Genomic DNA, 23,263 nt, shown 5'->3' with positions numbered 1-23,263 from the left:
ACGAGCAGGACAGGACTTCAGCCGTGCCCCTTCGATCCGATTCCGACACGGGCCGACGTTCGGCGATTCCCGACGTGTTCCTCCGGTCCTCGCACGCGCCCGCGCCGCGCACGCTCGTCGACGTCCTCGAGGCGACGGCGGCCGCACATCCCGACGCGGTCGCGGTCGACGACGGCCACGCACCGCTCACCTACCGCGAACTGCTCGACGAGATCGCTTCCGGTGCAGAGCGTCTCGCATCGGCCGGGGTCGGCGCAGGCGACCGGGTCGGGGTGCGGATGCCGTCGGGGTCGCGCGAGCTGTACGTCGCGATCCTGTCGGTGCTGGCGGCGGGTGCGGCGTACGTGCCGGTCGACGCCGACGATCCGGACGAGCGCGCCGAGCTCGTGTTCGGGGAGGCTCGGGTGGCGGCGATCGTCACCGGCGACGGCATCGCGGCGGGCACGGCGGCGGCCCGCGCCGACTCCCCCGGTGTCCGTCGCCCGGGTCTCGACGACGACGCCTGGATCATCTTCACGTCGGGCTCGACCGGCACCCCGAAGGGGGTCGCGGTCACGCACCGCAACGCCGCGGCGTTCGTCGACGCCGAGGCCCGGATGTTCTTGCCGGACAGCCCACTCCGTCCGGGTGACCGGGTGTTGGCGGGTTTGTCGGTGGCGTTCGACGCGTCGTGTGAGGAGATGTGGCTGGCGTGGCGGCACGGGGCGACACTGGTGCCGGCGCCGCGGTCGCTGGTGCGCAGCGGTATGGATCTGGGTCCGTGGCTGGTGTCGCGGGACGTCACGGTCGTCTCGACGGTCCCGACACTGGCGGCGATGTGGCCGGCCGAGGCACTGGAAGCGGTGCGGCTGTTGATCTTCGGTGGCGAGGCGTGCCCACCGGAGCTGGCCGAGCGGCTCGCGGTACCGGGCCGCGAGGTGTGGAACACGTACGGACCCACCGAGGCGACGGTCGTCGCGTGCGGGTCGTTGATGGACGGCACCGGTCCGGTACGGATCGGACTGCCGCTCGACGGCTGGGATCTCGCGGTGGTCGATGCGTCCGGCGAGCCGGTCGCCGAGGGCGAGGTCGGCGAACTCGTCATCGGAGGGGTGGGGTTGGCCCGGTATCTGGATCCGGCGAAGGACGCCGAAAAGTATGCGCCCATGCCGACTCTCGGCTGGGACCGCGCGTACCTCAGCGGCGACCTGGTGCGCCTCGACACCGCCGGGCTGCTGTTCCAGGGCCGCGCCGACGACCAGGTGAAGATCGGTGGCCGGCGCATCGAACTCGGTGAGGTCGACAACGCGCTGCAGAACCTGCCCGGGGTGGCCGGGGCGGCGGCCGCGGTCCGCAGGACGCCGGCCGGCACCGCGATCCTCGTCGGCTATCTGGCGAGCACCGATCCGGACTTCGACCTCGACACCGCCCGGGCGCTGTTGGCCGAGCAACTGCCCGCGGCCCTGGTGCCGCGGCTCGCGCTGGTCGACGAGCTCCCCACCCGGACATCCGGCAAGGTCGACCGGGCCGCGTTGCCGTGGCCACTGCCCGGCACCGAACAGGATCCGGAGGCGCTGGGCCTCGACGGCACCGCCGCCTGGGTGGCCGGACTGTGGTCGTCGATCCTCGGCGCCCCCGTCACCGGACCGGACGCCGACTTCTTCGAGATGGGCGGCGGTTCCCTGACGGCTGCACAGCTGGTGACGGCGCTGCGGGAACGGTTCCCGGAGATGACCGTCGCGCAGTTGTACGACCATCCGAGGCTCGCGTCCCTCGCCGGTTTCCTCGACGACCTCTCCCCCGCCGTGACCGCGGCGCCGCGCCACGTCGCCCCGGTGTCACGGCGCGCGCAGGCCGCACAGATCGCGGCGACCGTTCCGCTCATGACGTTGACCGGGCTGCAGTGGGTGACGTGGCTGGCGATCGCCGGAAACGTCCTGTCGTGGACGGGCGCAGCCTGGGCCCCGACCCTGTCGTGGTGGTGGGTCTCTCTCCTGTTCGTCCTCGTCGTCACCCCGCTGGGACGCATGACGATCGCGGTCACCGGCGCGCGACTGCTGCTGCGGCGCCTGCGACCGGGCACCTACCCGCGCGGTGGACCCGAGCATCTGCGGCTGTGGATCGCACTGCGGCTCGTCGAGGCGAGCGGCGCCGACAATCTGTCGGGTGCCCCGTGGATGCTGTACTTCGCCCGCGCGCTCGGCGCGAAGGTGGGCCGCGGCGTCGACCTGCACACGCTGCCGCCGGTCACCGGCATGCTCGAGCTCGGCGACGGCTGCTGCGTCGAACCCGAGGTGGACCTGTCGGGGCACTGGATCGACGGCGACGTCGTGCACATCGGCGAGATCCGCATCGGCGACGGTGCCGCGATCGGCGCCCGATCGACGCTGCTGCCGGGTGCCCGCATCGGCCGCGGCGCCGAGATCGCGCCGGGGTCGGCGGTGTTCGGGAAGGTCAAGGCCAATCAGCACTGGGCCGGCTCCCCGGCCGTCAAGATCGGCAAGGCGTCGCACCCGTGGCCCGAACAGGCCCCGGCGAAGGCCACCCGCTGGGTTCCGGTCTTCGGGGTCACGTCCGTCGTCCTCGCCGGTATGCCGATCTTCGGGCTGGCCGCCGGGCTGCTCCTGATCGGCTGGTGGGTGCGCGACGCCACCGACCTGTCCGACGCACTCCTCCGGGCGCTCGCGGTCCTGCCGGTCGCGACCCTGTCGAGCCTGTTCGTGTTCGCGGCGCTGACGGTGATCGCGGTCCGGCTGCTGTCGATCGGGCTCACCGAGGGATACCACCCGGTGCGCAGCCGCGTCGGCTGGCAGGCGTGGGCCACCGAACGGCTCATGGATTCGGCGCGCACGTTCCTGTTCCCCCTGTACGCGAGTCTGCTCACCCCGCTGTGGCTGAAACTGCTGGGCGCCGAGGTCGGTCGCGGTACCGAGATCTCCACGGCCCTCGTGTTGCCGAAGTTCACGACGATCGCGGACGGCGCGTTCCTCGCCGACGACACGATGGTCGCGAGCTACGAACTCGGCGGCGGCTGGATGCGCATCGAGCCGGCCAAGGTCGGCAAACGCGCGTTCCTCGGCAACTCCGGGATGGCCGGGCCCGGCCGGCGCGTCCCGAAGAACGGTCTGGTCGCGGTGCTGTCGGCGGCCCCGAGCAAAGCCAAGTCGGGGTCGTCGTGGCTGGGCAGTCCGCCGGTCCGGTTGCGTCGTGCCGCCACCGCGTCCGACGCGTCCCGCACGTTCGATCCGCCGCTGCGGTTGAAGGTGGCCCGCGCGTTCGTCGAGACGTGCCGGCTGATTCCCGTCGTGATCACGTTCGGGATCGGCCTGGGGGTGCTGTTCGGCCTCGCGTGGCTCGTCTCGGTCGGCGGGTTCGGGCTGGCCGCGCTGGGCGGCGGCCTCGTGCTGATGGTGGCCGGCGCGGTCGCCGGTCTGGTGTCGGTGGCAGCGAAGTGGCTCGTCGTCGGCCGGATCGGGGCCGTCGAGCATCCGCTGTGGAGTTCGTTCGTGTGGCGCAACGAGGTGTCCGACGCGTTCGTCGAGACGGTGGCCGCACCGTGGTTCGCACGGGGCGCGAACGGCACCGCCGTCATGAACGTGTGGCTGCGCGGCCTCGGGGCGACGATCGGCCGCGGCGTGTGGTGCGAGACGTACTGGCTGCCCGAAGCCGACCTGGTGACCCTCGGCGACGGTGCCACCGTGGAGCGGGGGTGCGTCGTGCAGACGCATCTGTTCCATGATCGGATCATGTCCATGGACACCGTCACCCTCGGCGCGGGTGCCACTCTCGGCCCGCACTGTGTCGCGCTGCCCGCCGCCGGTCTCGGTGCGGGGGCGACCGTCGGACCGGCGTCGCTCGTCATGCGCGGTGACATGGTTCCACCGTCGACCCGCTGGCAGGGCAATCCCATTGCGCCCTGGAACGATCCGGCTCTCGAGGCCGGTGGTGCGCAATGAAGGTCGACGCGCCGATCGACCCGTATCTGCCCGAGTCCGGCAACCGCGGCTACCGGGTGTCCCGCTACGACCTCGAGCTGACGTACAAGGTGCACAGCAACCGGCTCACCGGGAAGGCCACGATCACCGCGACGACGACCGACGTCCGGAGCCGCTTCTCTCTCGATCTGGCACCGGCGATGCAGGTGGCGAAGGTCTCGGTGAACGGTCGGCGCGGCGCCAAGTACGCGCATCGGGGCGGCAAGCTGACGATCACTCCACCACAGAAGATCCCGGCCGGCGGCGCCCTGGTGATCACCGTCCAGTACGCGGGCAACCCGCAGCCGGTGCCGAGCGCGTGGGGCGAGGTCGGGTGGGAGGAACTGTCCGAGGGGTCACTGGTCGCGAGCCAGCCGAACGGGGCATCGTCGTGGTTTCCGTGCGACGACCATCCGAGTTGCAAAGCGCCGTACCGTATTTCGATCACAACGGACTCCCCGTACCATGCGGTTGCGAACGGTTCCCTGATTCGCAAGCAGACCAAGGCGAGCCAGACCACATGGGTGTACGAGCAGACCGAGCCGATGGCGTCGTACCTGGCGACCGTGCAGATCGGCCCGTACGTGCGACGCCGCCAGGACGGCTCCCGCGTCCCGATCCACGCACTGCATCCCGTGGAACTGCGTGAGACGTTCGACCACGACTTCGAGCGCCAGCCGCAGATGCTGGACGTCTTCGAAAAGCTGTTCGGCCCTTACCCGTTCGACGACTATTCGGTGGTCGTGACGGGCGACGAACTGGAGATCCCGATCGAGGCGCAGGGCCTGTCGATCTTCGGCGCCAACCACTGCGACGGCCGACGCGGATCCGAGCGCCTCGTCGCGCACGAGCTCGCGCACCAGTGGTTCGGCAACAGCCTCACCCTCGGGACGTGGAAGGACATCTGGCTGCACGAAGGCTTCGCGTGTTACGCGGAGTGGCTGTGGTCGGAGCACTCCGGCGGACCGGACGCCCACGCCCACGCGGTGGCGGCGCACCGCGGGCTGGCCGACAAACCGCAGGACATCGTGCTCGCCGATCCGGGGCCTCGGGACATGTTCGACGACCGCATCTACAAGCGCGGCGCCCTCACCCTGCACGTCCTGCGACGCCGTCTCGGCGACGACGCCTTCTTCGCGCTGCTGCACGACTGGACCACCAGGTACCGGTATTCGACGGTGTCGACCGAGCAGTTCACCGATCTGGCCGGTCATTTCACCGACGAGCCGCTGCGTCCGCTGTGGGACGCCTGGCTGTCGTCGACCGTGCTACCGGGGCTCTGACCGTTCCCCGACCGGTTCCGGCAGGTGCCGGCGCCATGCGACGAGGACGAGCAGCAGGCAGGCCGACGCGACGACCGCGCCGACGCCGAACATCGTCGGATAGGTGAGGGCGGGGTCGATCTCGACGATCATCGCCATCACGGCGGGGGCCGCGAAGCCGAGATAGGTGAACGAGTAGAAGACGGCGGTGAGCCCGGCGAGATCGTCGGGGCCGGCGATCCGCTGGATCTCCTGCAGTCCGGACACCAGCGCCAGGCCGTAGCCGCAGCCGAGGACGGCGGAGGCGAGGATCGCCATCGGGATCGTCAGCACGTTCGCGGTGATCGCCGCGATCGTCATGCCCAGCACCAGCACGACCAGCGCCACCGCGACGGCCCGCGCGTTGCGTGGTGTGTCGATCCGGCGGCCGAGTGCCTGGATCGCGAATCCCGAGCCGAGCCCCACCATGCACAGCAGGGCCGAGAATGCGACCGGCGCATCCCCGGCGCGGCTGGTCATGAGCGCCGGTATCACCGCGTACGCCGACGCGGCGGCGCCGAACACCCAGGGGGCGACGGGCAGGACGACGTAGAGGAAGCGACGGTGCCCGGCCGCCGGGATCTTCAGGTCGTCACGCAGCCGACGCCGCTGGGACTTCGGTGTCGCCGAACGGGTCTCGGGAACCCGCAGCAGTGCGATGCCGACCGCGAGGGACAGCACGGCGTGCAACCCGTACGGAAGGGAACTGGGCCACGGCCCCCACTGTGCGAGGACGCCCGCGACCCCGGCACCGAGGCCGAACCCGGCCGTCAGGCTCATCGCGGCCCGTCGGGCACCGACCCCCGGCCGCGCCGACGGATCGCGTTGCCGCGTCGACAGTTCCTTGAGCCAACTGCCGCCGACTGCCATCCCCAGACCCAGCGCGATCCCCGACAGCACGCGGCCGACGGTGAGCCCCAGCGCGGAATCCGCGCCGGTCGCCAGGACGAGTGATCCCGCCGCCGCGACGAACGGCGCGGGCAGCATCAACGGACGACGCCCCAACCGGTCCGACAGCGGGCCACCGATCAGCAGGGCCGGGACGATGCCGAACACGTACGCGAACAGGAACGTGTCGACCACGACCTGTGTGAAACCGTGGTCGAGTTTGTACATCACCAGCAGCGGTGTGAACTGGTTGCCACCCCACGCGACCACGAACATGCCCGCGGCGACGAGCATCCACTGACGCGTCCGTGCCTCGACGGTCGTGACTGCGTCGTCCCGGACCGCGGTCATCGCCGTCCCCCCTCACCCAGCGCGTGCACCTCACGCATGTGCAGGCGGACGGCCGCTGCGAAGCCCGCAGCGTCCCCGGCCTCCACCAGATCGGCCAGCCGGATGTGGTCCTCGACGATCTTGGTGATCTGCTCCGGATCGCGGGCCAGCGAATTCGCGGTCATCCGCCGCTGACGCTCACGCAGACCGTCGTAGAAGGTCTCGAGCAGCGGGTTGCCGCCGGCGTGCACCAGCGCCCGGTGGAAGTCGGCGTCCAGGATGCTGTACCGCACCGGGTCACCACCCGACTCGACCAGACGGCGCTGCTCGGCCAGGTTCTCCCGGAGCGTCGCGACGAGCACGTCCCGGCCCCGAGGGTTCGCCGTGACCGCCTCGACCGCGTGTACCTCGACGAGCAGTCGCGCGTCGACGATGTGCTCGGCCTCTCCCTCTGCGATCGGGACGATCAACGCCCCCCGTTTCGGATACAGCCGCATCCAACCCTCCGCCTCGAGCCGCAGGAAGGCCTCCCGTACCGGTGTCCGGCTGGACCCCATCCGGGTCGCGATCTCGCCCTCGCTGATCAGTTCGCCGCCCGGAAGCTCGCCGGACAGGATGAGTTCCTTGACCTCGCGGTACGCGAGCTCGGACACTGAATACAACTTAGACACAAGATGTATTTATACGCTCGGCGAACGATCCGTCCTCGGGCGGGGTCCCCTCAGGCCGTCGAACCGAGCCCGTCGACGCGCGACTGCGCCGAATACCGGCCCCCGTTGCGGAGGATCGTGATCGGGTGGTCGAAGCACTCGCTGATCCCGGCGGTGGTGATCACCGATTCCGCCGGCCCCTGCACGGTGATCCGCCCGTCCCGGAGCAGCACGGCATGCGTCGTGGTGGTCGGGATCTCCTCGATGTGATGTGTGACGAGGATGCTCGCCATCGTCGGATGCCGGGCGCGCATGTCGTCGAGCGCGGTGAGCAACTGTTCCCGGGCCGCAAGGTCGAGCCCGGTCGCCGGCTCGTCGAGCAACAGCACCGGCGGATCCGGCATCAGCGCGCGGGCGATGAGCGCACGCCCCCGCTCACCCTGCGACAGCACGGGCCACCGCGCCTCGATCCGCGCCGACATCCCCATCATCGCGATCAGTTCCTCCGCCCGCGCCCGGTCCGCATCCGTGGGCTGCCACCGCTGCGCGAACTCGGTCGTGTTCGTCAGGCCCGTGAGCACGACGTCCCACACCGTCAGCGGACGCTCTATCGTGTGCCGCGGGTCGACGTGTCCGATGTGCGAGCGCAGCTCCCGCATGTCCACCCGGCCGAGTCGATGTCCGAGAACGTGCACGGTGCCACGGGTGGGGTGCGTGACCGCCCCGAGCAGACCGAGCAGCGTGCTCTTGCCGGCGCCGTTGGCTCCCAACAGCACCCAGTGCTGCCCCTGCTCGATCCGGACGTCGATTCCGCTCAGGATCGCCCGCCCGTCCCGGACCAGGTCCACCCCCTCGGTGCTCAGCACCACGCTGCCGTGGATCGGGGTATTCACTCGGCGTTCCTTCCTTCCCTCAACTTCGCGATCATCGGATCCAGATTCGCGACCGTCGCCGCGACGGCCGCCGCACCGTCACCCGCTTCGAGAGCATCGACGAGCGCGTCGTGGGCCTCACCGGTGTCCGGGAGTTCCGGCTCGTTGTCGACCATTTCCACGAGCGCGGTGTGCAGCACCGGCCGCACCGAATCGAACAGCGCCGTCAGCACGGAGTTACCGGCCAGCACGACGACGGATCGGTGGAACTCGAGGTCTGCCGTCACGAAGGCGTCGGCGCCGCCCGACTGCCGCGTATGCCTGTCGGCCACCTGTTCCCGGATCTCTGCGATGTCCTCGGGCCGTGCCCGGTCCGCAGCCAGTCGTGCAGCCTCCGTTTCGAGTGCACGGCGGACCTCCAGCACCTCGAGGACACGAGCCCGACGCAGAAGCTGCTCGAGTGCCGGCTCGGCTGTCTCGACCGGCTCGGCCACGAACGTCCCGACACCGTGCCGGACGTCGAGTAGTCCGTCGCGTACCAGCAGACGCACCGCTTCCCGGACGGACGACCGTCCGACCCCGAGTTCCGCAGCAAGGTCCGCTTCGCTCGGCAATCGCTCGCCGACGTCCCATCCTCCGCTGTCGATCCGATCTCGGAGCACCTGCTCCAACTGCGGCACCAGGGGTCCGCTTCGCAAAACGTGTCCTGTCATCGTCGTCACCTCCGGACTCGAACCTACAGACCTCAGACGTCTGATGTCTTGTCGGTGCGGTATCCGTTTCCAGATGAACGAGGAGGGGTGACCCCGTACCGACGACCTGGACGCGGAGTTCGTCGAGGAGTATCTGTTCGGGTACGGTTCCGTCTATTTCTACGGAAAGCGTGACGATTCGGGGCGGGCCGGCGAGATCGTGGCCGGACATCAAAACCATGCGGAAATGCCGAAGGCCCCCACCAAGAATGGTGGGGGCCTTCGGTAACGGGTGTTCGGCGGTGTCCTACTCTCCCACACCCTGTCGAGTGCAGTACCATCGGCGCTGGAGGGCTTAGCTTCCGGGTTCGGAATGGGACCGGGCGTTTCCCCTCCGCTATGACCGCCGTAACTCTATGAAACTGTCACACCCCCTCCGACCCCGCCCGGACCACACCCTCGGGGTGTGGTGGGGATCGGATGGGTATCTGTGTGTTGTTTCAGATACCGCACAGTGGACGCGTAGCTTCTTTGTGGTAAGTCCTCGGCCTATTAGTACCAGTCACCTCCATCCGTTACCGGACTTCCAGTTCTGGCCTATCAACCCGGTGGTCTGCCGGGGGCCTTACCCCCTCGAGGGGGTGAGAAACCTCATCTTGGAACAGGCTTCCCGCTTAGATGCTTTCAGCGGTTATCCCTTCCGAACGTAGCTAACCAGCAGTGCTCCTGGCGGAACAACTGGCACACCAGAGGTTCGTCCGTCCCGGTCCTCTCGTACTAGGGACAGCCTTCCTCAAGTTTCTAACGCGCGCGGCGGATAGAGACCGAACTGTCTCACGACGTTCTAAACCCAGCTCGCGTGCCGCTTTAATGGGCGAACAGCCCAACCCTTGGGACCTACTCCAGCCCCAGGATGCGACGAGCCGACATCGAGGTGCCAAACCATCCCGTCGATATGGACTCTTGGGGAAGATCAGCCTGTTATCCCCGGGGTACCTTTTATCCGTTGAGCGACACCGCTTCCACTTGCCGGTGCCGGATCACTAGTCCCGACTTTCGTCCCTGCTCGACCTGTCAGTCTCACAGTCAAGCTCCCTTGTGCACTTGCACTCGACACCTGATTGCCAACCAGGCTGAGGGAACCTTTGGGCGCCTCCGTTACATTTTGGGAGGCAACCGCCCCAGTTAAACTACCCACCAGGCACTGTCCCTGAACCAGATCATGGTCCGAGGTTAGATGTCCAATACGATCAGAGTGGTATTTCAACAACGACTCCACACACACTGGCGTGCATGCTTCACAGTCTCCCACCTATCCTACACAAACCGAACCGAACACCAATACCAAGCTATAGTGAAGGTCCCGGGGTCTTTTCGTCCTGCCGCGCGTAACGAGCATCTTTACTCGTAATGCAATTTCGCCGAGTCTGTGGTTGAGACAGCAGAGAAGTCGTTACGCCATTCGTGCAGGTCGGAACTTACCCGACAAGGAATTTCGCTACCTTAGGATGGTTATAGTTACCACCGCCGTTTACTGGGGCTTAAATTCTCAGCTTCGCCACCGAAATGGCTAACCGGTCCTCTTAACCTTCCAGCACCGGGCAGGCGTCAGTCCGTATACATCGTCTTACGACTTCGCACGGACCTGTGTTTTTAGTAAACAGTCGCTTCTCTCTGGTCTCTGCGGCCCCACCCAGCTCACGGAGTAAATCCGGTCACCAGACAAGGCCCCCCTTCTCCCGAAGTTACGGGGGCATTTTGCCGAGTTCCTTAACCACAGTTATCTCGATCGCCTTAGTATTCTCTACCTGACCACCTGTGTCGGTTTGGGGTACGGGCCGTGTGAAAGCTCGCTAGAGGCTTTTCTCGGCAGCATAGGATCACTGAATTCGCCTCAATCGGCTACGCATCACGTCTCAGGCGTATGAGTGGCGGATTTGCCTACCACTCGCCCTACACGCTTACACCAGTATTACCACTGACTGGCTCAGCTACCTTCCTGCGTCACCCCATCGCTTGGCTACTACCAGATCGGTTCACGCGCATCCGGCAGGAAAACTCCCGAAGGAGGAAACCCGCTTTCAGGGCGCTTAGCATCACTGATTCACCAGGGGCGCGTCCACACGGGTACGGGAATATCAACCCGTTGTCCATCGACTACGCCTGTCGGCCTCGCCTTAGGTCCCGACTCACCCTGGGCGGATTAACCTGGCCCAGGAACCCTTGGTCATTCGGCGGACGAGTTTCTCACTCGTCTTTCGCTACTCATGCCTGCATTCTCACTCGTGCAGCCTCCACACCTGGATCACTCCGGCGCTTCCCTGGCTGCACGACGCTCCCCTACCCATCCACACCACTGCACACAGCTCCGTAGAACCGCATGGGTGTTGTGTGAATGCCGCGGCTTCGGCGGTGTACTTGAGCCCCGCTACATTGTCGGCGCAGGATCACTTGACCAGTGAGCTATTACGCACTCTTTCAAGGGTGGCTGCTTCTAAGCCAACCTCCTGGTTGTCTTCGCGACCCCACATCCTTTTCCACTTAGTACACGCTTAGGGGCCTTAGCCGGCGATCTGGGCTGTTTCCCTCTCGACTACGAAGCTTATCCCCCGCAGTCTCACTGCCGCGCTCTCACACTCTGGCATTCGGAGTTTGGCTGACGTCAGTAACCTTGTGGGGCCCATCGGCCATCCAGTAGCTCTACCTCCAGAGTGAAACACGCGACGCTGCACCTAAATGCATTTCGGGGAGAACCAGCTATCACGGAGTTTGATTGGCCTTTCACCCCTACCCACAACTCATCCCCTCAGTTTTCAACCTAAGTGGGTTCGGGCCTCCACGACGTCTTACCGTCGCTTCACCCTGGCCATGGGTAGATCACTCCGCTTCGGGTCTAGAACATGCCACTCGACCGCCCTATTCGGACTCGCTTTCGCTACGGCTCCCCCACACGGGTTAACCTCGCGACATGCCGCTAACTCGCAGGCTCATTCTTCAAAAGGCACGCCATCACCCACCCACCGAAGTGGCGCAGGCTCTGACGGATTGTAAGCGCACGGTTTCAGGTACTATTTCACTCCCCTCCCGGGGTACTTTTCACCTTTCCCTCACGGTACTAGTCCGCTATCGGTCACCAGGTAGTATTCAGGCTTATCGGGTGGTCCCGACAGATTCACAGCAGATTTCACGGGCCCGCTGCTACTCGGGAGTCCATCACGACAGTCACCACGTTTTCGTCTACGGGACTCTCACCCTCTACGACAGGCCGTTCCAGACCACTTCGACTAACACGATGATTTCTTACTGTCGGCCGATCCGGCAGAATCGACAAGATGAATCCCACAACCCCACGAATGCAACGCCTGCCGGCTATCACACACCCATGGTTTAGCCTCATCCGCTTTCGCTCGCCACTACTCACGGAATCACATGTTGTTTTCTCTTCCTGTGGGTACTGAGATGTTTCACTTCCCCACGTTCCCTCCACACGCCCTATATATTCAGGCGCGGGTAACCACACATCACTGTGGCTGGGTTTCCCCATTCGGACACCCTCGGATCACAGCTCGGTTGACAGCTCCCCGAGGCTTATCGCAGCCTCCTACGTCCTTCATCGGCTCCTGGTGCCAAGGCATCCACCGTACGCTCTTCATTACTTACAACAAAGATGCTCGCGTCCACTGTGCAGTTCTCAAACAACACACCACCGAGAAGACCACCCTGCAGACACCGGACCACCAAGAACTCACGTCCCTGCTGCGGTATGACCTGCGATCCCTCAATGATCGTTTCTTCCTTCGAGACAACCACTTGCGTGTTCTCTCAGGACCCAACAGTGCGCCGATATATCGTCCACCAGCCGGCCATGTGACCCGCTGAACTGTGAACGAGATTGTCAGTGTTCCACCCATGAGCACCACCGGATTACATGTGAATCCGAAATGGCTCTGCCCTCACCCCGACCCCGACTGTTCGAGGCGGTGTGGGGAGATGCTCCTTAGAAAGGAGGTGATCCAGCCGCACCTTCTACGGTACGGCTACCTTGTTACGACTTCGTCCCAATCGCCGATCCCACCTTCGACGGCTCCCTCCCAAGGGTTAGGCCACCGGCTTCGGGTGTTACCGACTTTCATGACGTGACGGGCGGTGTGTACAAGGCCCGGGAACGTATTCACCGCAGCGTTGCTGATCTGCGATTACTAGCGACTCCGACTTCACGGGGTCGAGTTGCAGACCCCGATCCGAACTGAGACCGGCTTTAAGGGATTCGCTCCACCTCACGGTATCGCAGCCCTCTGTACCGGCCATTGTAGCATGTGTGAAGCCCTGGACATAAGGGGCATGATGACTTGACGTCGTCCCCACCTTCCTCCGAGTTGACCCCGGCAGTCTCCTGCGAGTCCCCACCATTACGTGCTGGCAACACAGGACAAGGGTTGCGCTCGTTGCGGGACTTAACCCAACATCTCACGACACGAGCTGACGACAGCCATGCACCACCTGTACACCGACCACAAGGGGGGCCGTATCTCTACGGCTTTCCGGTGTATGTCAAACCCAGGTAAGGTTCTTCGCGTTGCATCGAATTAATCCACATGCTCCGCCGCTTGTGCGGGCCCCCGTCAATTCCTTTGAGTTTTAGCCTTGCGGCCGTACTCCCCAGGCGGGGCGCTTAATGCGTTAGCTACGGCACGGATCCCGTGGAAGGAAACCCACACCTAGCGCCCACCGTTTACGGCGTGGACTACCAGGGTATCTAATCCTGTTCGCTACCCACGCTTTCGCTCCTCAGCGTCAGTTACTGCCCAGAGACCCGCCTTCGCCACCGGTGTTCCTCCTGATATCTGCGCATTTCACCGCTACACCAGGAATTCCAGTCTCCCCTGCAGTACTCAAGTCTGCCCGTATCGCCCGCAAGCTTGGGGTTGAGCCCCAAGTTTTCACGGACGACGCGACAAACCGCCTACGAGCTCTTTACGCCCAGTAATTCCGGACAACGCTCGCACCCTACGTATTACCGCGGCTGCTGGCACGTAGTTGGCCGGTGCTTCTTCTGCAGGTACCGTCACTCTCGCTTCGTCCCTGCTGAAAGAGGTTTACAACCCGAAGGCCGTCATCCCTCACGCGGCGTCGCTGCATCAGGCTTTCGCCCATTGTGCAATATTCCCCACTGCTGCCTCCCGTAGGAGTCTGGGCCGTGTCTCAGTCCCAGTGTGGCCGGTCGCCCTCTCAGGCCGGCTACCCGTCGTCGCCTTGGTAGGCCATTACCCCACCAACAAGCTGATAGGCCGCGGGCCCATCCTGCACCAGTAAACCTTTCCAACCCCCACCATGCGGCAGGAGCTCCTATCCGGTATTAGACCCAGTTTCCCAAGCTTATCCCAGAGTGCAGGGCAGATCACCCACGTGTTACTCACCCGTTCGCCGCTCGTGTACCCCGAAGGGCCTTACCGCTCGACTTGCATGTGTTAAGCACGCCGCCAGCGTTCGTCCTGAGCCAGGATCAAACTCTCCGTTGAAGACTCACGATTGGAGGCCGAAACCTCAATCAGTCATAGACATCGAGTCAAATCACTAGCAAATAAACTCAAACTAGCTGTTTCGGTCGACCCTCCCAGACGGAAGAATGGAAGAATCGACACATACCCACCCCATCCGAAACAGACGGGGCAGAGTACCAAAATTGGCACTGACATTCATCGACACACTGTTGAGTTCTCAAAGAACACGCACACACCATCACCAGAAACACTCGGCTTCTCGTTCCGGGGCAACCGTTCCAGCTTATCCGCTCTGACGCCCGGGAGCAAACCCGGCCACCGGAGCAGCACCTCCGAAGCGGCTCCACCACCCTACCAGGCGGTGAACACCACACAAAATCCGGAGACCGTCAGGCGCTCCCCGTACAACCTCGTTTTCCCTCGCTGACCTGTGAAGATCGCGTCCGGGTCGGTGTCCGTGTCGCTCTGACCTGGAATAAGTTACGCGAACCCACCACAGAACACCAAATCGCCAGGTCACAGCCGGAAAAACGTGCAGGAGAGTCCGGGCCGTCGCCCGAACCCGTCACGGAAGGCTCACAACGGGTCAGGGAACCCAGTACTTGGCCGCCAGCTCTTCGACGAGGGGGTCGTCGTCCGGTACTTCGTCGAGGGCTGCGAGGTCGCTGTCGATTGCAACCAGGCGTGGGTCGTCCCCTTCGAACTCTTCGACGGGGCGCCCGCCGTTCTCGAGGAGTTGGCGCAGCAGCTTCTCGCGGACCCGAGTCTTCAGCGATTCGCTCACCCTCCCGAGCATGGTGCCGGCGACCGGGCTTGTCGAGGGGACGAGGCAAGCCCGGTCGCCGGCACAGAGACCAAACAGGGGACAGAGAGGGCGAAGCAGGCGTCGGCTGCTCCGGGAACGAGAAAGGCCCCGGTGGACTGTGTCCACCGGGGCCTCTCCGAGCTGCCTGTCGGAATCGAACCGACGACCTTTTCATTACGAGTGAAATGCTCTACCGACTGAGCTAAGGCAGCGTGCCTTTCGGCGCGTGCGAGTTTAGCCTGACACCCCGCCCCTTATGCAAATCGGGCGGCCGGCTACCGGTACTGGGCGCCGATCCGGGCGACGAGGGCGTCGAGGGCGAACTTGGGTTTGACGTTCGTGTCCAGGGCTTCGCGGCAATCGAGGATCGCCTCGATGCACCGCAGCAGTCCCTCTCGGGAGGTTCGGTCGGCGAGGTCGTCCGCCTGGTCCGCCATGTCGGGGTGGTTCGCGGTGGCCGTCGATCCGAACGACCGGGCCAGCGCGTCCCTGTACAACCCCGCCAAATCCATCAGAGCCCGATCCAGAGCATCACGTCCGGTCCGGGTGGCCCGTGACTTCTGCCGGCGCTCCAGGTCCTTGAGTACTCCTGCAGAACCACGCAGCGCCCCGGCAGCCCCTTTACCTGTGCCACCAGCGCCGAGGGCGGTCCGCAGTTCCTCGGTCTCGCGTTCGTCCCGAGTGGCCGTCAGCTCCTTGGCTTCGAGGTCCGCAGCCCGCACCAGTTCCTCGGCCGCCGCGTACCTGGTGGCCGGACGCATCGCCGCGTGCGCGAGCGCGAGCGCCCGCCCCCTCCGGCCGCGGGCATCCTCGTCCGTCGCCAGACGCCGGGCCCGACCGACGTGTCCGCCACAGATCGACGCCGCCCACGTCGCGGCGTCGGGATCGATGCCGTCACGCTCGCGTAGCACCCGGGCGATGGCGTCGGCCGCCGGCGTGACGAGAGGAATGTGCCGGCATCGCGACCGGAGCGTCACCGAGATGTCCTGAGGATCCACCGACGGCGCACACAGCAGGAACACCGTGCGGTCCGGCGGTTCCTCGACCACCTTCAACAGTGCGTTGGCGGCGCCCTCGGTGAGCCGGTCGGCGTCCTCGACGACAACGATCTGCCATCGGCCCGTGCTCGGACGCCGCGACGCCGTCTGCACGATGGCCCGCATCTCCTTGACACTGATGGTCAGCCCCTCGGGGACGATGCGTCGGACATCCCCGTGGGTGCCGGCCAGCGTCGTCGTACACGCCTGGCATTCACCGCAGCCGGGCACGCCGTCGGACGTGCACTGCAGTGCCGCGGCGAAGCACACCGCGGCGACGGACCGCCCGGACCCGGGCGGTCCGGTGAACAGCCACGAATGCGTCATCCGGGAGCCGGCATCGCCGCCCCGGGCGGCTGCCGCGGCAGCCGTCAGCTCCGTCTCGACATGCTCCTGACCGACCAGGCGCTCGAACACTCCCGCCACGCGCCGAGCCTAACGATCCGCACCGACAGCAAAGACCGTCACGACTTCTTCGCCGCGGCCTTCTTCGCAGCCGCCTTCTTCGCGGGAGCCTTCTTGGCGGCGGTCTTCTTCGCAGCCGCCTTCTTCGCCGGGGCCTTCTTGGCGGCAGCCTTCTTCTTCACCGGTCCGCGGGCACGACGATCCGCCAACAACTCGGACGCACGCTCGTCGGTGATCGAGGCGACCTCGTCGCCCTTGCGGAGACTCGCGTTGGTCTCGCCGTCGGTGACGTACGGGCCGAAGCGGCCGTCCTTGATCACCATCGGCTTCTCGCTGACCGGATCGGTGCCGAGTTCACGCAGCGGCGGGGTCGCCGCGGCCTGACGTCCACGCCGCTTGGGTTCGGCGTAGATCTTCAGCGCGTCCTCCAGGGTCACCGTGAACATCTGGTCCTCGTTCTCGAGGGAACGGGAGTCGGTGCCCTTCTTCAGATACGGGCCGTAGCGGCCGTTCTGCGCGGTGATCTCTTCCTTCGACTCGGGATCGACGCCGACGACGCGCGGCAGCGACAGCAGCTTGAGAGCGTCCTCGAGGGTGACCGTCGCCAGGTCCATCGACTTGAGCAGCGAACCGGTACGCGGCTTGGGGCCGGCCACCTTCTTCGCAGCCTTCTTCGCCGGCGCCTTCTTGGCCGACTTCGTCGTGGCGGTGCCGTCGGCCGTCTCGACCGGAGCGGCCTCCGACTGCGGCGCAGCCTCGGGTTCCGGCAGGATCTCGGTGACGTACGGGCCGAAACGACCCTCCTTCGCGACGATCTCGTGCCCGGTCGCCGGGTCGACGCCGAGCTTGCGTCCCTCCTGCGGGGTGGAGAACAGTTTCTCCGCGTACTCGGGGGTGAGTTCGTCCGGCGGCAGGTCGTCGGGCAGATTGGCGCGCTGCGAGATCGGGTCGCCGTCCGGATCGTCCGGGTTGGGCAGCATCCGCTCGAGGTAGGGGCCGAAGCGTCCGACCCGCACGTGGACCTCGCGGCCCTCGGCGTCGTCGAACAGTCGGATCGAGTTGATCTCACGGGCGTCGATGCCCTCGAGGTTCTCGCCGACCATCTTCTTCAGGCCACCGGCCGCGGCGATCGAATCGTCGCTCGCCTGCGCGTCACCGAAGTAGAAGTGTGAGAGCCAGTTGCCGCGCTGTTCCCGACCGCCGGCGATCTCGTCGAGGTCGTCCTCCATCGCGGCGGTGAAATCGAAGTCGACGAGCCGACCGAAGTGCGCCTCGAGCAGACCGATCACCGCGAACGCGACCCACGCCGGCACCAGCGCACTACCGCGCTTGTAGACGTACCCGCGGTCGAGGATCGTCTTGATGATCGACGAGTACGTCGACGGACGTCCGATACCGAGATCCTCGAGCGCCTTGATGAGACTGGCCTCGGTGTAGCGGGCAGGCGGATTGGTCGAATGCCCGTCCGGATCGAGCTCGGTGGCGGTCACTGCCTGCCCCTCGGCGAGCACCGGCAACCGCGACTCGGCGTCGTCGGACTGGCCACCGGCCTCCTCGTCGACACTCTCGACGTACGCCTTGAGGAAACCGGGGAACGTGATGGTGCGGCCAGACGACGAGAACGTGCACTCCTCGCCGGTGCCTGCCGTGCCGGTGATCCGCAGCGTCAGGGTGGTGCCGCGGGCGTCGGCCATCTGGGAGGCGACGGTGCGCTGCCAGATCAACTCGTACAGGCGGTACTCGTCGTTCTCGAGGCGCGAATGCAGCTGGCCCGGCGTCTGGAACACGTCACCGGCCGGACGGATCGCCTCGTGTGCCTCCTGCGCGTTCTTGACCTTGCGGGTGTACTGGCGCGGCGTGGCGTGCACGTACTCGGCGCCGTACAACTCGGTGGCCTGGGCACGGGCCGCGGCGATCGCCGACTGCGACAGCGTCGTCGAGTCGGTACGCATGTAGGTGATGTAGCCGTTCTCGTACAGGCGCTGCGCGACACGCATCGTCCGCTCCGACGAGAACCGCAGCTTGCGGGCAGCCTCCTGCTGCAGCGTCGACGTCATGAACGGCGCATACGGCTTACGGGTGTACGGCTTGCTCTCGGCCGAGGAAACGACCAGGTCGACGCCCTCGAGGGCCTCGGCGAGCCGACGCGCGTACGCCTCGTCGATCACCGTCACACCCGTGGACTTCAGCGTGCCGTCGGGGCCGAAATCGCGACCGGCCGCGACACGGGAACCGTCGACCGCGACCAGACGCGCACCGAACGCGCGTGGGCTGGCGTCGGCGCCGGCGTCGAGCTTGGCGGAAATGTCCCAGTACTCGGCCGAGCGGAACGCCATCCGCTCCCGCTCCCGCTGCACGATGACACGCGTCGCGACGGACTGGACCCGGCCCGCCGACAGTCGCGGCATGACCTTCTTCCACAGCACCGGGCTGACCTCGTAGCCGTAGAGGCGGTCGAGGATGCGGCGGGTCTCCTGCGCGTCGACCAGGTCGTTGTCGAGGTCACGGGTGTCCTCGGCGGCGGCCCGGATCGCGGGCTCGGTGATCTCGTGGAACACCATCCGGCGAACCGGGATCTTGGGCTTGAGCGTCTCGAGAAGATGCCAGGCGATGGCCTCGCCCTCACGGTCGGGGTCGGTGGCCAGATAGAGCTCGTCGGCGTCCTTGAGGAGGCTCTTGAGCTCGGTGACCTTCGACTTCTTCTCGGGACTGACGACGTACAGCGGCTCGAAGTCCTGGTCGACGTTGACACCTAGGCGGGCCCACGGCTCGCCCTTGTACTTGGCAGGCACGTCGGCGGCACCGCGCGGCAGATCGCGGATGTGCCCGACCGACGCCTCCACCACATAGTTCTTCCCGAGGTAGGGCGCGATCTTCTTGGCCTTCGTCGGTGACTCGACGATGACGAGGCGGCGCGTGGCAGACGCTCCGTCCGCGGTGCTCTTCTCCCGTGATGCCACCAGTCTGTCCGCACCTTTCCTGCTCGATCAGTGCCGCTGCGCACCTGATGCGAATCTCGTCTCCGCCCCGTTATACCGGGTCCGGTCAGTAACAGGGTGTCACACGCCCAGGACGGCCGCGTATGTCCGTCCCACCGTTGTCGATCATGTGTGCGGCCAGTTACGTCGAGCGTCGGGATCGTCCGGTGGCTGCCCGATGTTCTCGGCGAGATGCATCAGTCGGCGCCGGCCGGAGATCCGCAGTCCGGGTGCCGAACCGTGGACGCCGACGATCGTGGGCGCCACCCCCGCCCGCATCAGCGACTGCGCGAGCACGGGATACGTGTCCGGGGCATGCGGGTCGAGTCCGAGCAGGTACCGCTGGCCGTCGACCTCGACCCGGCCGGACGCCAACATCCAGGCCCGCTGCTGGCGGGAATCCGGGATCCACCCCGATGGCACCGACTTGACGGCGCCCCGGGTCCAGCGGGCCGCCAGCTCCGCCAACTCCGGCACGTACGCGGTCCGAACCAGCGGGCGCCCCTCCTCGGAACGCGAGACCTCGGCCACGATCCCCGCCGCCCGGACGAGCTCCACGATCGCGTCGGCACGCCATGCGTCGTCGACCACGATCGAGACCCGGACCCCGTCCTTCGACACGACCGCCTGCCCCTGGGCGGCCAACAGCCCCGCGAGGTCGGCGACCGCGGGCGGCTCCGAGTCGGCGGAGAAGAACGACAACTGCGCCACACTTGGACAGTAGTCCGCCCGGGTGTCGATGCGGAGGTGGTCACACCCGGTGTCGGGGAACGAGATCCCCCCGGAACTCCCCGGAACTCCCCGGAAACGCACTCACCCCCTGGCACCGTTGCCGGTGTCAGGGGGTGAGTGAGGCAGCGGCCGCGAAGACCGAACCTGCCTTTCGTTCAGTTCGTGAACGGATCAGAGAGCGCGAACGCCGGTGGCCTGCGGGCCCTTGGTGCCCTGGCCGACCTCGAACTCGACGCGCTGGTTCTCCTCCAGGGTACGGAAGCCGTTGCCCTGAATCTCCGAGTAGTGGACGAAGACGTCAGCGGAGCCGTCCTCGGGAGCGATGAAGCCGAAGCCCTTTTCGGCGTTGAACCACTTCACAGTGCCCTGTGCCATGCTTTTCCTTCTCTTTCTTACACCGGATTCGACGGACAACAGCACTTCTGGTCCGTCGGGCCGGTTCCGACCGCTGTACTTTCTCGATTCCCCCTCAGGAACGCACAAGCACCGCGCTCGCAACATCGATCCTGCGGCGTTATAACGAACACAGAAGCTGCGACCAGGTCACAGTCAACCACGTCTGAGGGCAGTGCGACAGTCGAAAGACGAACAAAAGCTGCAAACAGATGATCTTGCACGCAGTGCCACCCCGGTTACCGTCCGGTACACCCCTCGACACCTCGCCACGACAGCCGCAGATAGCATCGAAACCGCAGGTACATCGCGTGCACCGCACATCGAGCAGCGGTCGGACACGGCTACGACAATTTCGGAAGAGGAGCCCGTGAGTCTTTCGTCCCGGCCCCGACATCCGCACGGAAACACCGGTGACTCGTACGGACGGAACCTTCTCGATCGGATCCAGGCCGGAACTCCACACGGCGAACGCCCCCTGACCTTCTCCGCAGAACTTCCCGCCCGGGAGTCCCGATTCGACGACTGGCCCGAATGGGCCGGCCCCGCAGCGATCCGCGCAATGCAGACCGCCGGTATTCCCCGCCCGTGGACCCACCAGGCCGATGCAGCGTCGATCGCGGCGGGCGGCGGACACGTCGTCGTCGCGACCGGAACGGCATCCGGTAAATCGCTCGCCTATCAACTTCCGGTACTGACCGATCTCGCCGGCGACTCCCTCGGCACCGCGCTGTACCTGGCACCGACGAAGGCACTCGGTGCCGACCAGCTGCGCGCGGCCGTCGCCCTGACCGAATCGGACCCCGACCTCGCCTCGATCCACCCGTGCGGATTCGACGGAGACACCCCCACCGAGATCCGACAGTGGGCGCGCGCCCACTCCCGATGGATCTTCACCAACCCCGACATGCTGCACATCGGGATCCTCCGATCGCACCGACGGTGGTCCCGGCTGCTGCGCAACCTCCGCTACGTGATCGTCGACGAATGCCATTCGTATCGGGGCGTGTTCGGATCGAACGTGGCGCTGGTGCTGCGCCGCCTGCGCCGGCTCGCCACCCGATACGGCGCGGACCCCGTCTTCGTACTCGCGAGCGCGACGACGTCCGAACCCGGTGCCGCGGCGTCCCGCCTGATCGGCGCGCCGTGCGCGGAGGTCACCGAGGACGGTTCCCCGCACGGCCCGCGCACGATCGCCCTGTGGGAACCACCGCTGCTCGAAGCCGTGACCGGAGAGAACGACGCACCGGTCCGGCGGGCCGCGGCCACCGAAGCGTCCCGGATCATGGCCGACCTGCTCGTCGAGGGCGCCCGGACGCTGACGTTCGTGCGGTCGCGGCGCGGCGCGGAACTCACCGCGATCGGCACCCGCCGGATGCTCGCCGACATCGACCCCACCCTCCCCGACCGGGTGGCGGCCTACCGGGCCGGATACCTCGCGGAGGACCGCCGCGACCTCGAGGCGGGCCTCGCCGACGGCCGTCTCCTCGGCGTCGCGACCACCAACGCCCTCGAACTGGGCGTCGACATCGCCGGCCTGGACGCGGTCGTGGTCGCCGGATTCCCCGGCACCGTCGCATCGTTCTGGCAGCAGGCCGGCCGGTCCGGCCGCCGGGGCGAAGGCTCGCTCGTCGTACTCGTCGCCCGGGACGACCCCCTCGACACGTACCTCGTGCACCACCCGTCCGCACTGCTCGACCGCCCCGTCGAAGCCACCGTCACCGACCCGACCAACCCGTACGTGCTAGGCCCGCAACTGCTGTGCGCGGCAGCCGAGTTGCCGTTGACCGACACCGAAATCGACGACCTCGAGGCCACCGACGTCGTGGCCGGCCTCGCCGCGGACGGACTGATCCGGCGTCGGCCCCACGGTTGGTTCGTCACCGCCGATGTCGACCCGCACGCCGCCGTCGACATCCGCGGCGGCATCGGCGGCCAGGTCGCGATCGTCGACGGCGAGTCGGGACGCCTCCTCGGCACCGTCGACGCCGGCCGGGCCCCCGCGACCGTGCATCCCGGCGCCGTCCACATCCATCAAGGCGAGTCGTTCGTCGTCGACCACCTCGATCTCGACGACGGCATCGCCCTCGTCCACGCGGAGGAACCCGAGTGGACCACGTCGGCCCGTGAGGTGACCGACATCGCGGTCGCCGATGTCGCCGAACACACCCGCTACGGCGACGTCGACGTCGCGCTCGTGCACGTCGACGTGACGCACCGGGTGGTCGGCTACCTGCGGCGACTGCCGTCGGGGGAGGTACTCGACTCGGTGGAACTCGACATGCCGCCACAGACGCTGCGTACCCGTGCCGTGATGTACACGGTCACCCCCGAACTGCTCGCCGACGCCGGGATCGCCGCCGACCGGATCCCCGGCGCACTGCACGCCGCCGAACACGCCGCCATCGGACTGCTCCCCCTCGTCGCGACATGCGACCGCGGCGACATCGGTGGGGTGTCGACCGCGCTGCACGCGGACACCGGGCTGCCGACGGTGTTCGTCTACGACGGGCACCCGGGCGGCGCCGGTTTCGCGGACCGCGGGCACGCCGAACTCACCCGCTGGCTCGGCGCGACCCGGTCGGCGATCACGTCGTGCGAGTGCGCCGCCGGATGCCCGTCGTGCGTGCACTCCCCCAAGTGCGGCAACGGCAACCACCCCCTCGACAAGGACGGGGCCGTGCAGGTGCTGTCGGCGGTGCTCGCCGCGGTGGCGGCCGGCTGAC

The 23,263-nt window shown here is 66.5% G+C and carries 12 protein-coding genes, 1 tRNA gene and 3 rRNA genes; 3 read left to right on the top strand and 13 right to left on the bottom strand.

Annotated elements, in window-relative coordinates; translation table 11 throughout:
• Positions 1-23: 23 nt before the first annotated feature.
• Positions 24-3,935, top strand: coding sequence for a Pls/PosA family non-ribosomal peptide synthetase (locus Q5696_RS02765; RefSeq protein WP_305093708.1), 3,912 nt, complete (start codon positions 24-26; stop codon positions 3,933-3,935).
• Positions 3,932-5,236, top strand: coding sequence for a M1 family metallopeptidase (locus tag Q5696_RS02760; RefSeq protein WP_305093707.1), 1,305 nt, complete (start codon positions 3,932-3,934; stop codon positions 5,234-5,236). The genes Q5696_RS02765 and Q5696_RS02760 overlap by 4 nt, the downstream gene beginning before the upstream one ends.
• Here the strand turns inward: Q5696_RS02760 and Q5696_RS02755 are convergent.
• From Q5696_RS02755 to cspE, 13 genes are all read right to left on the bottom strand, one after another.
• Positions 5,222-6,493 (bottom strand): MFS transporter, encoded by a 1,272-nt coding sequence (locus Q5696_RS02755; RefSeq protein WP_305093706.1) that lies wholly within the window; start codon positions 6,491-6,493, stop codon positions 5,222-5,224. The genes Q5696_RS02760 and Q5696_RS02755 overlap by 15 nt on opposite strands.
• Positions 6,490-7,143 (bottom strand): GntR family transcriptional regulator, encoded by a 654-nt coding sequence (locus Q5696_RS02750; protein ID WP_305093705.1) that lies wholly within the window; start codon positions 7,141-7,143, stop codon positions 6,490-6,492. Before Q5696_RS02750 ends, Q5696_RS02755 begins: the two co-directional genes overlap by 4 nt.
• A 50-nt stretch (positions 7,144-7,193) precedes the next feature.
• Positions 7,194-8,015 carry an ABC transporter ATP-binding protein gene (locus tag Q5696_RS02745; protein ID WP_305093704.1) on the bottom strand — a complete coding sequence of 274 codons (822 nt, stop codon included), beginning with the start codon at positions 8,013-8,015 and terminating at the stop codon, positions 7,194-7,196.
• Positions 8,012-8,707, bottom strand: a complete 696-nt coding sequence (locus tag Q5696_RS02740) for a FadR/GntR family transcriptional regulator (RefSeq protein ID WP_305093703.1) — start codon at positions 8,705-8,707, stop codon at positions 8,012-8,014. Before Q5696_RS02740 ends, Q5696_RS02745 begins: the two co-directional genes overlap by 4 nt.
• A 273-nt stretch (positions 8,708-8,980) precedes the next feature.
• Positions 8,981-9,097: ribosomal RNA gene (gene rrf, locus Q5696_RS02735) — 5S ribosomal RNA — on the bottom strand.
• A 121-nt stretch (positions 9,098-9,218) separates the two neighbouring features.
• A 23S ribosomal RNA gene (locus Q5696_RS02730) occupies positions 9,219-12,348 on the bottom strand.
• 339 nt (positions 12,349-12,687) lie between these two features.
• Positions 12,688-14,205 (bottom strand): 16S ribosomal RNA (locus Q5696_RS02725).
• The 16S, 23S and 5S rRNA genes sit together here, the layout of an rRNA operon.
• Positions 14,206-14,773: 568 nt before the next feature.
• Positions 14,774-14,971, bottom strand: a complete 198-nt coding sequence (locus tag Q5696_RS02720; protein ID WP_305093702.1) for a hypothetical protein — start codon at positions 14,969-14,971, stop codon at positions 14,774-14,776.
• A gap of 160 nt (positions 14,972-15,131) precedes the next feature.
• A tRNA-Thr gene (locus Q5696_RS02715) sits at positions 15,132-15,204 on the bottom strand.
• Positions 15,205-15,267: 63 nt separating this feature from the next.
• A complete protein-coding gene (locus Q5696_RS02710; RefSeq protein WP_305093701.1) occupies positions 15,268-16,455 on the bottom strand; it encodes a DNA polymerase III subunit delta' in 1,188 nt (395 codons plus the stop codon).
• A 38-nt stretch (positions 16,456-16,493) separates the two neighbouring features.
• A complete protein-coding gene (gene topA, locus Q5696_RS02705; protein WP_305093700.1) occupies positions 16,494-19,394 on the bottom strand; it encodes a type I DNA topoisomerase in 2,901 nt (966 codons plus the stop codon).
• Positions 19,395-19,538: 144 nt separating this feature from the next.
• Positions 19,539-20,123 (bottom strand): hypothetical protein, encoded by a 585-nt coding sequence (locus tag Q5696_RS02700; protein WP_305093699.1) that lies wholly within the window; start codon positions 20,121-20,123, stop codon positions 19,539-19,541.
• Between the two features lie 192 nt (positions 20,124-20,315).
• Positions 20,316-20,519 carry a transcription antiterminator/RNA stability regulator CspE gene (gene cspE, locus Q5696_RS02695; RefSeq protein ID WP_305093698.1) on the bottom strand — a complete coding sequence of 68 codons (204 nt, stop codon included), beginning with the start codon at positions 20,517-20,519 and terminating at the stop codon, positions 20,316-20,318.
• 388 nt (positions 20,520-20,907) lie between these two features.
• On the opposite strand from cspE, the gene sftH reads away from it, so the two are divergent.
• Positions 20,908-23,262 carry a DNA 3'-5' helicase SftH gene (sftH, locus tag Q5696_RS02690; protein ID WP_305093697.1) on the top strand — a complete coding sequence of 785 codons (2,355 nt, stop codon included), beginning with the start codon at positions 20,908-20,910 and terminating at the stop codon, positions 23,260-23,262.
• Position 23,263 lies beyond the last annotated feature (1 nt).

Source organism: Prescottella sp. R16 (assembly GCF_030656875.1).
Lineage (GTDB): Bacteria > Actinomycetota > Actinomycetes > Mycobacteriales > Mycobacteriaceae > Prescottella.
Note: the sequence above shows the minus strand (reverse complement) of the source record. Positions and strands in the feature narration are given on the sequence as shown.

Coding starts and splice junctions, on each gene's coding strand:
- Q5696_RS02755 (WP_305093706.1), bottom strand. CDS start 6,493: ATGACCGCGGTCCGGGACGACGCAGTCACGACCGTCGAGGCACGGACG.
- Q5696_RS02740 (WP_305093703.1), bottom strand. CDS start 8,707: ATGACAGGACACGTTTTGCGAAGCGGACCCCTGGTGCCGCAGTTGGAG.
- cspE (WP_305093698.1), bottom strand. CDS start 20,519: ATGGCACAGGGCACTGTGAAGTGGTTCAACGCCGAAAAGGGCTTCGGC.
- Q5696_RS02760 (WP_305093707.1), top strand. CDS start 3,932: ATGAAGGTCGACGCGCCGATCGACCCGTATCTGCCCGAGTCCGGCAAC.